This is a genomic window from Zooshikella sp. RANM57 (genome assembly GCF_050749885.1).
Classification (GTDB): domain Bacteria; phylum Pseudomonadota; class Gammaproteobacteria; order Pseudomonadales; family Zooshikellaceae; genus Zooshikella.
The window spans coordinates 53,876-67,480 of record NZ_JBOIUB010000007.1 but is presented as its reverse complement, the minus strand read 5'-3'; the positions used below and the strand labels follow the sequence as shown (position 1 = coordinate 67,480).

Sequence of the window (13,605 nt, the reverse complement as noted above, 5' to 3'; positions counted from 1 at the left end):
AAAAGAAAGCATCATTTGCTTATTTTCTACGTTTTGTTATCCACTCTTTAATCCATCCCCCAACTTTCTGCCAGTCATCTTGTTGTAGCCAACATACTAAAGTCCAGTGTAATGGATGAGTCTGCCGATATAACCTGAATAATAAAACCGCTGCTAATAAATAGGCTACAGAAGAACTTATCGCCGCACCGACTAAGCCAAGCTCAGGGATAAGTAATAGATTAGCGATTAAATTCACCGCACAAGCACAAGCAGCAACAATTGATACAGCACCAGGTCGATTTTTACCTAATAAATCTAAACGTATAATTGAACAAAAGCTTAAACCAATAATACCAGGTAACAGAAAAACCATTGGTTCATAAGCTGAAGAATACGCGTGGCCAAATAGCAACACAATCAACCAATAACCAAATAATACCAATGCTAGTGCACCAAAAAGCATAATAGTATTTGTTAAACGTAGCGCCAGTGGCGTTACATCTTTATTACGAGCGGCATCAGGTCCCATAAAAAAAGAAAGCAGTGGCGTCGTAAGTGCCTCAGGCATTACCAACATCAGTTCAGCCGCCGAAGAGGCCATGGCATAATAACCCAAAGGTTCTGCCCCCAATAACAAACCCACCAAAAGAAAGTCCTGCCTAAGCAGCAAAAAACGGAATACTCCTTCAAAATGGCCCCGTGCACCATAGCCAATTAATTTTCGGTGGGCTTTTTTATTAAACAACGGCCAGTGACCTGGAGCATGTCGTTTCAATAACAGGATAATCAACAGAATTAGTACTATCCATGTTACCAAACCCGAAAGCACTGCCGCATTAAATGGTGTAATCGGTAACAGCCACCAAGCCAATAAAAAAATAATCAGAGGAATAAGCGACTCAAGGATGCGTAACTTATTTAACTTAGTCACTTCATTAAGGGCGTTCAATACTTTGTATAACCCATCAACCCATAGGAATAGTACAACTAACACCACCATGACAAATGTATATCCTTGTAGTACAGTCCGCTCTCCCTGCCAGAAATTGACTACCCCCAAGATAACCATCGCAAATGAGGCGAACAGCAGGCCAAATAAAATTGAAAAAGCAGTCAAGCTACCCAGCATGGCTTTTAAGGGCAGTGAACGGTGGGAAACATGATAAGCCAGTGCAGTACTGTATCCACAATTACCAGCAGCAAAAGTTATTTCAACAACACTATTCAGTAAAGCGAAAATACCCCGGTCAAATGGCCCAAGAATACGTGCAATCAGCGCCACCCTTAGTACTCGAACAATAATCGACACCACCTTAGCAATAAAGCTCTGACTGATCTCATCTAAGAGTTGCTTTCGTGTCCGCTGCTTCATTCAATCAGCCATACCCATTAAGGAGCCTATGCACAATGGTTAAGTGCCAACTTTAATAAGCGATAGCCAAGTAATTCTGGCCTGGCCACCATGGTATAGTGCAAATTAATGCGGGGTAAAAAGTAAGGATCTGTTGCGTGATAAACCCAGCCAGGTTTAGTTGTAACCGCGCCCTGATACCCACATTTATTTAGTATAGGTGGGAGTTCCTGACAAATATGTCCATAGGGATAGCAAAAGTAACGACTTGTAACGTTTACGTGATGTTTAATCGTTACTAAAGATTCACTCAACTGACTTATCTTCTGTTCAGCCGTCAACAAGGGAAGACTTTTATGGTCCAACCCATGACTTCCCATCATGACCCCTTCCTTTGATAAAATGTCTACTTGCTGCCAGTTTAATGTATGTTGCAGATTCGGTAGCTGAGCTGCAATCGCATTGGCTAGCTCAATTAACTGCTCAGGTGATAAGTAAGTGGGTAACTGAGTTATTCGCATTTGCCAGGACAACTGGTTAAATTGACTTAAATTCGTCGCCCCCACACCTTGACTTGATAACCACTGACTTACCCATTGTTGAGCGAGCCTATCATCGTAATTAGCTAAATCAAAAATAGACTGCCACCAAAACAGTCGTCGTGTATTGATCAGCGCTGTGGATAAAAATAATGTCAAAGGGATATTACGGGCTTTTAATGGTGGCCAAGCATATTCATAGGTATCCCACCAGCCATCATCAAAGGTTATTACCGCCAGTCTTTTTTTATATTTTAAATCATCAGCTCCTGAAGCCAACCTTTTATTCTGTAAATCTTGCAACTCATCCAATGAGACAAACTCAAATAGATCTTGCATAACATCCAGCCACTTAAGCCAATATTCAGCGGCTATTACAGTGCCTGGATCATAATATCCCTGTAATTGACTTAGTGGTAAAACACGATGTCCTGTAAAAATTAATGCTCCGTCATAAGGCATAGTGAACATACGCAAAGGTGTTCTCAGCGCAAAATAACCTAGGGCTTGCTTTATGTATCGATTGGGAAATGTCCAATTAGCCATTCTAAATTTATTTCACTTGTCGTCCCGCATCTGGCGTCCACTGCAGAACTCTATGACCACTGACAAATAAAATACATGCCCAGCTCATGGCTACTAATTGCTGAATAAGAAATGCGATAAAAATACAGGGCTTTGGCCAATGAAATCCTGGTAATAAAAGCACCAGTACCATGATCAGATAACCCATTAGCTGAATAATAAAAAATGCCTTAAATAGCCATCCGTATGTTAATAACATTAGATTTAAGGGTAATAATAAAAGGATAAACAACGGTAATATTCGACGTAATATTTTATGACTTAATAAGGCCCAAGCAAGTTTCAGTTGATGTATATTCAACAGTGACCTTCTGGCCCACAGGCTTTGCAAACCACGCAAAGTAATGCGTACTCGACGCTGGAACTGTTGTCTTGGCTTTGAAGTGCTATGGTCTTCAACAATGGCATGAGGGGTCCAGACTAATTGATAGCCTGCCACTAACGCTGCAGTACTAATAAAAAAATCATCCGTTACACCTGCAGGCACAGGCTGCCACAACCTTTTGCGGATAGCAAGCAGAGCTCCGTCCAGGTTAATGAGACAACCCGCTTTATCTTCTTGTTGTCGAAGCCAGCCTTCAAAAAGACGATAATAACGATCCCCCCAACTTGTCCCTTGCTGATGCACCGCAGGAAACTCCAGTTTACCACCTACAGCACCCACCTTTTCGTTAAGAAAAGGCACTAATAATGCTTGTAATGTTCCTTGTTGCCAAAGATTATCCGCATCAGTTAACACCAATAAGTCCCCACAAGATAATTCAACGGCTGTGTTTAATGCAGCCGCTTTTCCTTGTCGAGAAAGAGTGATTAATTTTATTCTCGGATCATTCAAATAGTTAATCACTTCAGCCGTGTTATCCGTTGAACCATCATCCGCAATAACAATTTCAAAAATATATTCAACCGCACTTTGAGTGAGAATACTCTGTATTTTAGTTCTTAAATACTGGGCTTCATTATGTGCCGGAATAATCACAGAAACACGCCCCACCTCGTGTATATCAACATCATCATCTTTTTTTGGAGACTTTACATTTACAAAGTGGGCCATTAGCCATACACACAGTGGGTAACCTACATAGGTATAGGCAACCAATAGAATAATTAACCCAAACAACCCCATCAACATGTATTCTGAGGCCTACACCAAAACCAAATAACAGCAATCCCTGCCACCAAAAAACGAAGGCTATAAAGCACTGTTAGTTGTACAATCAATTCGAATTTTAAATAAGCACTTGGCAACCGTAGGCTTAAGAATAAACTGGGCACAAACAACAAAGGCAGTAGTATTACGACCCAAAAGTTCCAATACAAAGCTACCAGTACCAAAACAAAAAACATCCAGTGCAATAATGCCATGAGAGGAAAACGCACCAGTCGCCATGGCCAACCATACTTATAGATCAAATCCCTGTGACTACTTTGTCGCCAGAACTCCTTTCTTAGCCAACTATAAAAACTTTGCTCATAACCCCAATGAAGCAATTTAGGATGAGGTATTGAAAGCACACTCGCACCCTGCCCACGCAAACGTCGAATAAGGTCTTTGTCTTCTCCAGTAATCAGCCCGTTATCAAAACCATCCACTTGCTCAAAAACTTCGCGTGACACTATCAAGTTACGCCCCGGAAGTGTATCCACAGAGGTCACTTGCCCTCGTCGTGTTAACACCCTTAGCGCCCAAGCTTTGGCATACCAAGGTGCACTCTCAGGCGCGATATCCACAAACGCAAAGGCCTGTGCAAAACCTTCTTCTATAACGCCATCCACAAAACTAAACCAGTCACCAGGCACTTCTATATCCGCATCAACAAAAACCAACCAATCGCCTGTTGCGCCCACTGCACCTTCATTACGAAGTTGGCCTATGGTCAATTGTTTTTTTTCTAGAACCTTAATGCCTTGTTGTTGAACCAGTTTTACACTTTCATCTGTAGAACCATTATCTACAACAATTAACTTACACTCTTTTCGTCCTTGAATTGCATCTAACATCGCACTTAAACAACACGGAATATTCTTAGCTTCATTAAACATAGGCATGATAATGCTATAACGATGCTTCATGACGTGTCTCTTCAGTCAAAGCATTGCTTTGTTTTTCACAATAGCGACGTGCAACTTCAGCAATAGCAAGCATACACCAGAAATACTTATGATTAGGCGCGCTCAAAAAGAGCAGAAAAATACATAACGCCAAAAATGCCAGCCCTAAATGAGTCACACTGGATGCTAATGATAACCGTTGTTTCTGAAGAGCCATCATTCTTACTTGCCAATAACTGACTAACCCACGCCAGGCCAACCAGCAAAATAACAAACTCACTGCAACTCCACTCTCCACAGCAAGCTCCAAATAAGTATTATGTGCACGTCTAAACAATTCTGGTTCTCTGCGACTTAGTGAAAATGCACTGGCATATCCTGAATAAGCATAGTTCACAGGAAAAGAACCTGGACCTGTTCCAGTCCATGGATTATTTTTAATCGACTGCCAACCCACAACTAAATAGGATGCACGTCGCCCTAATGAGCGATCATCAAATGATTTGATACCTTTTTGTAAGGATAACAGTGAAAATAAGCGCTGCTTATAATCTTCTGGTATTGAAACGTGTACAACAGGTAAAGCAACTGCTAATGACAGCAATACCCAACCTAAATGCCGTGCTCGAAGCATATGAAAATAATCTCGATAATGCCATAAAGCAAAACCAACAACGATCAGTAAAACCAATGCACCCGAACGTGAATATGTTTTCATAAACGTAAGTGACAAAACGATTAAAACACCCGCCCAAAATAGACTTACTAGCCAGTGACGCTGATGAAGAACTAAATATCCCACCATCGCAATAGCCACACTGATTAACAATGCAAAATAATTAGGATCTTTTAATAAGCCTATGGCACGATTATTACTCGTATAAGTCTGATATAACGCAATTAATGCTGTCATAGCCACAGCAAACACTAATGTTGACATTAACACCTTAAAACGAAGTTCTTCAGCCAACAAAAGTGTTAACACAAAAACAGCAATCGCCGTTAACATTTGGCGAAAACTGTTGAGAGAAAGCTCAAAATAATCAGAGTGCAACACACTAATCGTATAAAGGAGTAAAAATAATGCCAAAGGACGCCACAATGATGAGCGTAAACGTTCTATAGGCATTTGTCTTAGAATAAGTTGACAGGCAACAATCAATAATAAAGCTACACCTAATACTTTAGCGCCTGTAAAAAACCGTGTCTCCTCAAAAATGCCTTCAAAAGGTACTAAAAAAATTAAACCTAAAAGCCCCCATGCCGGATGTTGATATAAAAGAATTATACCTACACAACTTAAAGCAATAAATGGTGCAAGCCAAGCATAAGGTGTTAACATTAATGCCACGCACGTAATAAAAATAATGCTACTAAAACATCTAAAAAGCAGCATCATTAACCACCCAAAGTAGATTTAAGGGTGCCTTTAGATAAGTTGCTGATAACATGTGTTTAACCTCTCCCGACTTTGACTATTAAGCAGCCTAACCTTAGCCTGCGCATTCTGTATTATTTTTTCACGTAACTTATCCTCGTGTAATAAACGATGCATTGCATCAGCAAAGCAATTTATATCATTTGGTGGAATTAATAGCCCTGTTTGTTCATGCTCAATTAAATCCACTAATCCACCTACAGAAAAAGCAATGACAGGCACACCGATAGCCATTGCTTCCAATGCACAAAGAGGTGTACCTTCGTTTCTAGATGTTATTAGTAAAATATTTATACGTTGCAGCCAATGCTTAATTTCTGACTGATACCCTACCCACTTAACTTGCCATTTATCATTTTGCTCAATTACTTTAACCAGTTTTTGCTGAAATGGGCCATCGCCAATAATTACAGCATTTACCGGAGTATCCTGTGGATAACATTGCAGAAAGCAGTGGTAAACTTTCAAAAATAAATCGGGACCTTTTTCAACACTTAGTCTTCCGACAAATGCAAACATATAATAACTTTCACTATCTATAACATTTTCAGCAATATTCTCACACAGTGCTTTGTTCATAATATCCACACTATTGGGAATAATGGTGATTTTATCGCTATGAACGCCTCCTGCTAAATAAATATCGGCAATTTCATTAGCTACACATATCACTTTATAAACTTTTTTAAATCGACAACATTGTATATTTAGCCATTGATAACAGAGCATCTTAACACTTCGTCGCGTAAACCCATGCTGAATCATAATGATAGGTATTGACAACTTATATGAGACAAATAAAGCAACCCACAACTCTTTATAGCCATGACAGTTAATTGCTGTTATATTTTTGTTTATCAATAACTGGCGGCTATACTTAACCAGTGTTAATAATGATAGCTTATGTCCTACAACACCATAGACAGATGTATTTTCTGTTTCCATTTCCTGAACAAGTAAATCTAAGGTTTTATGATCTGAACATAAGCACAAAATGTAATGATGATACTCTGTTAACCAACGACAATACTGAACCAAAACATGCTCAGCACCATAGTAACCACTACTACTTATTATATGTAATAACGCCTTTCCTAATGATTTGTCATTATTATTTATTTTTGACGCCTTCATGTTGCTGACCTAGATTTTTTCCTCATTCTCCCAATAAAACTGGCTACCCCATGCTCAAATTGGGAAGGCTCTTTCCTTTTAGAGACGTCATCTAATGTAGCAAAAACTGGAATATTTAGATATTTCTCGACATGGCTTGGTTGTTTAAATGTATGGTCAAAAAATTCACGAAGATAGCCAATTGCAAGTGCCAAGAGAAATCCTGTCATAGCACCTATTGGTAAAATTATTTTTAGTTGTGGAAAAGCTGGCTCAGCGGGAATAAATGGCCTGCTTAAGATTCTTGCATTAGATAATCTAACATTATCAACTAACTGCATCATACGTTTTTCTTCAAATTGCTGGCTATAAGAAAAAAAAGCTTCATTCATCGCTTTTATTTCTGTTTCTACCTGTTCAATCCGAGAAGCGACTTTTCGTAAATCATCAATACGCGTTTCATATTGTTTTAGGCGCTGCTGCTTTGCTGTAATTGTTTCCTCAAGTACAGCTAACTCCATTTGACGTTGTTGTATACGATTAGTAAATAATTTTAATAATGCATTACGCTCCCTTGCCAAACGAGCACTAATACGCTTAATTTTCAAACTGTCAGCCTTGAATGACATAGAAGCATTAGAGTACTCACCTACTAGTTTCGAAACCTCTTCCAACTGTAATCTAATTTCTTTATCATCATAAGCCACAGAACCAGCAGTTTCTGTAAATGTATAAGGAAATGTATATTCTGTTAATTGGCTTGTACTTTTCAAATGCTGTAAATGTAACGTTAAATACTCAACCCAGCGTTGTTTTTCTAAATGAGTATCTAGATAGTCATATAAACTTTCCTGCTCATCATCATAACTGGCAAGTACCTGAATAAGTTCTTGTTCCGGATTTGCAGCTTGGTACTTTGTTAGCAAATCCAATTTCATCTTTTCCAGCTCTGCATAACGCTCTCGATAATGATCGCGCTTTTTTTTGAACAAATCATAGGGCAATTCTGCAGACTGTAACTGATCCCTAGTTAATAGATAGTTATTAAGTAGACTATTTACTAATATAACGCCTTGCTCGGGGTTTACTGAAATGAAAGTGACATTAATAACATTAGAACCAGGAACAGGTTCAATAGTTAAATTTTCTAGTACATCTGTAGTAAGCTTATCTATTTCCAGATGTTGAATATCTTTCTCTTTCACTCCCAGCAACTGACTCATAGGCTGAATAATGTACTGTTGTAATGGCTTTATAATATAATTTTCAAAAACGATACCTAACCATGTTGCAGCCTCGAGTGAGGCTAACGATAGCTTTCCTGCTTGGTACAACTCACTCACGGTGGTTCTAATCAACCCTGTAGATCGAAGGATGTTACTCTCTGTTTCCATATCAATCACAGTAAGTGGTACAAATTTATCAGTATCCCCTGTTAACACTGTATCAGCATCTGACTGTGATAATTTTTTTGATAAAACTAATACCTCACCCGTTAATTCATAATGATCTTCAACAATAACAGGTACTAATATACTAATACTCACAAATAAAATAAAAACTCTTTTTATTAACTGTTGATTGGCAAAAAATATTCGCAAAAACTCATGCAAATAATTTTCAGAAGTTTCTTTTCTAGACTTTTCAATCATTAGTTTTCCTTGCTATCAACGCGGTAGCTAAATGAAAAACCAATACCATTAAACAAAATAACGTCACTCAATGTCCGTGTAATATTTGCAGTTTCAGCCAGTCGTGTTTTAGGAATAAAAACAATATCATCTGGCATCAAATAAGTAATAGCCGCTTTCCCTGTACGTATAGACTCACGTATATCATATACTCGGGCCATCATTTCATTTTGCTCACGACGCAGTGTTAACACAGAACCAAGTTCCGCATCAGTAGACGCACCACCTGCAAGCGCAATTAACGATAAAATAGAAATAGGTTTTTGAATAGGAAATGCTCCAGGCTGTCTTACTTCACCAAACACAAAAACTTTACTTGACTGAGTCCGTTTAAGTAACAAATCAACCTGTAATGCTGTATTTAACCGACCATAGCGTTCATTAAGTGTTTTTCTTAAATTATTAACTGTTTTATGTTTAACATCGATATCACCAATAAGGGGAAAAGAGGCTCTAAGATCACCTCGAACCAAAATCTCTCGACTGAGTCCATAAGTAGGATGATATAAGTTTTGCTTAAGCTCTTTGATATTAGTTTGGTATTTGGGCACCGTAATATAAAGCAGCGGATCAATCAGAATCTCTTTGTATAAATCAGCTAAACGTCCTTTTAACTGTTCTACCGTTAGCCCCACAACTTTCACATCACCAATATAAGGTAACGAAATAAAACCATCGGGCCTCACTCTATGACTTTCATTAAATTCAGGTGCCGTAATGAATTTTATATCGAGTTGGTCATGCGTTGCTATTCGATAAATACCTTTCGAATTAATGTCAAAATGATAAATAATATCAAGTACATCTTCAGGTTGTAACTCATGTTTATCTAACAGGCGTTGATCAGGAATATGCTGCCCCGTCTTCCCAAATAATTCTGCAGGCATCTTGAAGGATTTTATTGTGGGTTGTAAAAAACAACCACTCATTAAAAATAAATTGCAAAGAAGAAATATTTTACAAAGACCTACTTTGCTATAACATCCCAATGCGAACTTAGTACATTGTTGATTTTTTTTGATAGCTGGAGATTTTAGATTAAAGCAAGTCATAGACCCACTTGGGCATATAATATTTACGCTGATTTAAGACAGCGCCAAATACATTAGCCCCTCCTTGCTGTAACCGGTCGACGGCTGCTTGAGCTACTTCCCATCGTGTTTTTTCTGCTTGAAGAACCAAAGCGACTCCGTCAAACTGTGCAGCCATCGTCACGACTTCTGGAGAGGAAAATACAGGTGGGCCATCAAACAATATATATTTATATAATTTTGCTAACGCCTTCAACAAATTTTTAATATGCTGTCGCTCAAGTGGCTGTTGAAATGGATAGTCGTGACCAAATGGTAAAAAGTCATAACTCATCCCTTTTGGCTCTTTAAAAATAAATGGATTAATATCAGGTATTTCTTTAGCATATACTAAATTATAAAAACCTTTCTGAGGACAAGAAAGAAACTGATGAGTTAAACTGGTAAGGCCCTGATGCCCATCTATTACCAAAATACCATGAGAAATGTGTCGAGCAATTGCATTAGCGATTGTGGCAATACTAGATGAACAACCCGCTTTGGAATGTGGTGCAGTAAAGAAAAGCGATGCTTGGTCTCTTTCCATCAGTGAGCTTGTAAAACTCAGGTGACAGGGAATTGTTAGCATTTTTAGACTTCCCCCACTCTTCCCTGTAACAAACTAGATCCCTATACTAACTAGCCCCTTTTCCTTCTAAAACCCGGATAGGTGTTAGCAATAATATTTTTAAATCAAATAAAAAGCTTTGATTTTCAATATACTGTAAATCTAACTGTACTCGCTCTTCAAAGCTAAGTTGACTTCGCCCACTTATTTGCCATAGCCCCGTCATTCCTGGATAAACGGCTAGCCGAACCAGCCCCTGGTCTGGATAGTTTTGAGCTGAGAATGAAGTCGGTCTAGGCCCAACTAAACGCATATCCCCTTTAATAATGTTAAATAGATTAGGTAACTCATCCAAGCTAAACCGTCTTAGCCACTCACCTAAAGGAGTTACTCGAGGATCTCTATCGATTTTAAAATCCACTGCGTGCTTTCCGTGCTTATTTAAGTGAAAAAAATGTCTTTTAAGATCCTCCGCATCAGGAACCATGCTTCTAAACTTAATCATTTTAAAGCGTCTACCTTTATAACCCGTTCTTTCTTGGATAAAAAATACAGGTCCATAACTCGTATATTTAATACCTAATGCAATAAATAAGAACAATGGCAATAAAATGATAAGGATTAAGCAAGCAACAATCGAACTCCAGACCTGATTGCTCTTTGATAATGCCCATGCAGACTTTGGCTCAACGGTTTCCATTTCTTGAGCGTAAACCCAACGAGCAGCAGACTCAATTTTTGATCTTAACTCAACGTCCTTACGCCTATCATCCTGAACAGGTCTATAAAGAACATATCCCCCATATTCACCTGTTGATTTTGATATAAGTTTATTTAGTAATAAACGTTCAATTACCCGATGTAATTTCACGCATACAACTCCCTCATACTACTCAATGATGTTAGAGTCCCTTAAACAACGTACTACCAATCCGTATTACAAACTAAACCTATATTAATATGAACATTATAATACCAAACAAATACAATGAGAAATATATTCACTCCTATCGATAGATTAAACCCTTATAAGTAAGTATATAATAGTACAGCCACCTAAGTATAAGACATACTATCCACGTAGCCATCCACACAATAAATATCCATTTCTGACAATAGATGACTTACATAAATTAAAACCCATACAGGTTATATTAATACCAAATCACTTAACAAATCTCGGCCATTAAAAAAACATGACTACAAAAACTAAATATTACTATTTTTCATATCAGCAAAAATAACTGGTTATATTTTAAATAACTTACCGCCGTCACATTAAATACTTTGCTAGAATCTACTTTTCTTAGAGCGAGATAAGAACAGTAACAATTATAGTCAACTAAATTACAACAAAAAGGTTCCTTGCTAGACTAATTTTATCAAACAGTCAAGAATCTAGATTATCATATTTTATCGACACGCCACCATGTTAAATCATCCATTTAACTTAAACTTTCATAAAGAATTACACTCAAGGCATATTCAATTATGAATATCTACTTTACGGCACTAATTAGTTAATTCTTTACGCAATTAAATCTAATTTCTTATCATGATTTGATTGGAGTATAGAGCAAGAGAACCACCAACATATTAATATTATATGACCGAACAAACAAAAGAACCTTACAATGTAACACAACCCCATCCATAGATAAGAGTCCATATTAAAAAAATATTATGCTGACCATTAGCTAATCGTTTGGTTGTCTAGTCGTTCTATGTATTGACCCAGCCAATTCATTGCTTTTATTCTATCTTCAGTCCAGGGCTGAGCAAAGTTAATACGAAAACAATGTTTATATTGACTTGTTTGCACGGAAAATAGCTCTCCAGGTGTTATTAAAATACCTTGCTGTTTTGCCTTAAAATAAATCTCTGTGGCATTTATATGCTTTGGTAGCTCTATCCATAAAACAAAACCACCTGTTGGAGAAGAAACTTTTATATTTTTGGGAAAGTGTTTTTTTACTAAACTAACTGCCTGAAAGTATCGTTGCTGATAAATTAAGATTGCATGCTGTATATGCTTTTGGTACTTGTCTTGAGATAAATATTCAGCAACGGTTAATTGGTTCAAGTACGGAGGGGTAATACCCATTAACGAATGCTGATAAATAACCCTATCAGCATGTTTTCCCATAACCATCCACCCTACTTTGAGCTGAGGGCTAATGGTTTTTGACACAGTACCACAATACCAAACCATCCCCTTTTTATCTAACGCTTTGACTGGCTCAGGTCGAGGCTGCTCAAAACTTAAATCAGCAAAAGCATCATCTTCTATAAGTGGTATATTTTTTTCTTCAATGAGTGTTAATAATTGTTGTTTACTCTCCTTTGACATTGATTCCCCTAAAGGATTACCAACGGTAGGACTAACAATCACAGCCTTAACAGACCATTCACTTAATGTTTTTTGTAGTAAAGGAATATCAATACCTGAAAATGAATGTGTTGGAATTTCTACTACTTTTAACTGTAGTACTTCCATTAACTGTAAAATACGATAGTAAGCAGGTGTTGCAATAGCAACAACATCGCCAGGTCGAGTGAATGTTTTCAAGCACAACATCATTGCACTTTGACAACCCGTTGTTATTAAAATATTTTCTATACTGGCTAAAATACCTAACCTAGTTAGTCGATAAGCAAGTTGTTGTCTTAATTTTAGTGAGCCGATTAGTTCTGAGTTGATTGATAGTATTAAGTGATTATCACGAAGTATCCGTAACATATTCTGCTTAATTTCTTTATTGGCAGCTATATCTTCAGCAGGTTGTGCTGTACTAAACTGAAGAAAGTTTTCTTTTGTGGCATTAGCCATTAAATCAACAATTAATGTTGATCCTGTAACCCACTCCGGAGAGATTGGTTTCTGTTCCTCCAATTGCATTTGAAGTGTAATCAAGTCACTGCTTACATAGTATCCAGATTTATGACGAGCCTCGATCAATCCTTTATCTTCTACAAGTTGATATGCACGTAGGACTGTCGAAATACTCATATTCATTTGCTGCGCTAATACACGAACTGAAGGCAAACGCTGGCCAGCGGTAAATACACCTGAATGTATTTGTTTACATATCTGTTGAGCTAACGATAAATACAGCAATTGTTTCATGGCCGCACGATAGTACCTATTAAATTAAGTGATCGCCACTTAAGTTGGTTAATCTGTTACGTTCAATAACAGCCGATCTGTATCTATTT

General features: G+C 37.7%; 11 protein-coding genes. All 11 read right to left on the bottom strand.

Features of this window, described 5'->3' with window-relative positions; translation table 11 throughout:
• Positions 1-19: 19 nt before the first annotated feature.
• The 11 genes from ACQ96U_RS15455 to ACQ96U_RS15405 all read right to left on the bottom strand — a co-directional run bounded on the left by ACQ96U_RS15455 (position 20) and on the right by ACQ96U_RS15405 (position 13,516).
• Positions 20-1,354, bottom strand: a complete 1,335-nt coding sequence (locus ACQ96U_RS15455; protein ID WP_431722154.1) for a polysaccharide biosynthesis C-terminal domain-containing protein — start codon at positions 1,352-1,354, stop codon at positions 20-22.
• 26 nt (positions 1,355-1,380) lie between these two features.
• Positions 1,381-2,418 (bottom strand): polysaccharide deacetylase family protein, encoded by a 1,038-nt coding sequence (locus tag ACQ96U_RS15450; protein WP_431722153.1) that lies wholly within the window; start codon positions 2,416-2,418, stop codon positions 1,381-1,383.
• A 7-nt stretch (positions 2,419-2,425) separates the two neighbouring features.
• Positions 2,426-3,589: a glycosyltransferase gene (locus tag ACQ96U_RS15445; RefSeq protein WP_431722152.1), complete on the bottom strand. Its 1,164-nt coding sequence runs from the start codon at positions 3,587-3,589 to the stop codon at positions 2,426-2,428.
• Positions 3,583-4,530, bottom strand: coding sequence for a glycosyltransferase (locus ACQ96U_RS15440; RefSeq protein WP_431722151.1), 948 nt, complete (start codon positions 4,528-4,530; stop codon positions 3,583-3,585). The genes ACQ96U_RS15445 and ACQ96U_RS15440 overlap by 7 nt, the downstream gene beginning before the upstream one ends.
• Positions 4,514-5,851, bottom strand: a complete 1,338-nt coding sequence (locus ACQ96U_RS15435; RefSeq protein WP_431722150.1) for an O-antigen ligase family protein — start codon at positions 5,849-5,851, stop codon at positions 4,514-4,516. The genes ACQ96U_RS15440 and ACQ96U_RS15435 overlap by 17 nt, the downstream gene beginning before the upstream one ends.
• 87 nt (positions 5,852-5,938) lie before the next feature.
• The gene (locus ACQ96U_RS15430) at positions 5,939-7,081 is read right to left on the bottom strand and encodes a glycosyltransferase family 4 protein (protein WP_431722149.1); all 1,143 of its coding nucleotides are present in this window, start codon (positions 7,079-7,081) and stop codon (positions 5,939-5,941) included.
• The gene (locus tag ACQ96U_RS15425; RefSeq protein ID WP_431722148.1) at positions 7,078-8,712 is read right to left on the bottom strand and encodes a GumC family protein; all 1,635 of its coding nucleotides are present in this window, start codon (positions 8,710-8,712) and stop codon (positions 7,078-7,080) included. The genes ACQ96U_RS15430 and ACQ96U_RS15425 overlap by 4 nt, the downstream gene beginning before the upstream one ends.
• Complete coding sequence (locus ACQ96U_RS15420; protein ID WP_431722147.1) at positions 8,712-9,680, bottom strand: polysaccharide biosynthesis/export family protein; 969 nt, start codon at positions 9,678-9,680, stop codon at positions 8,712-8,714. Before ACQ96U_RS15420 ends, ACQ96U_RS15425 begins: the two co-directional genes overlap by 1 nt.
• A 109-nt stretch (positions 9,681-9,789) precedes the next feature.
• A complete protein-coding gene (locus ACQ96U_RS15415) occupies positions 9,790-10,410 on the bottom strand; it encodes a hypothetical protein (RefSeq protein ID WP_431722146.1) in 621 nt (206 codons plus the stop codon).
• Positions 10,411-10,456: 46 nt separating this feature from the next.
• Positions 10,457-11,260, bottom strand: coding sequence for a sugar transferase (locus ACQ96U_RS15410; protein WP_431722145.1), 804 nt, complete (start codon positions 11,258-11,260; stop codon positions 10,457-10,459).
• Between the two features lie 822 nt (positions 11,261-12,082).
• Positions 12,083-13,516: a PLP-dependent aminotransferase family protein gene (locus ACQ96U_RS15405; RefSeq protein ID WP_431722144.1), complete on the bottom strand. Its 1,434-nt coding sequence runs from the start codon at positions 13,514-13,516 to the stop codon at positions 12,083-12,085.
• Positions 13,517-13,605: the final 89 nt, after the last annotated feature.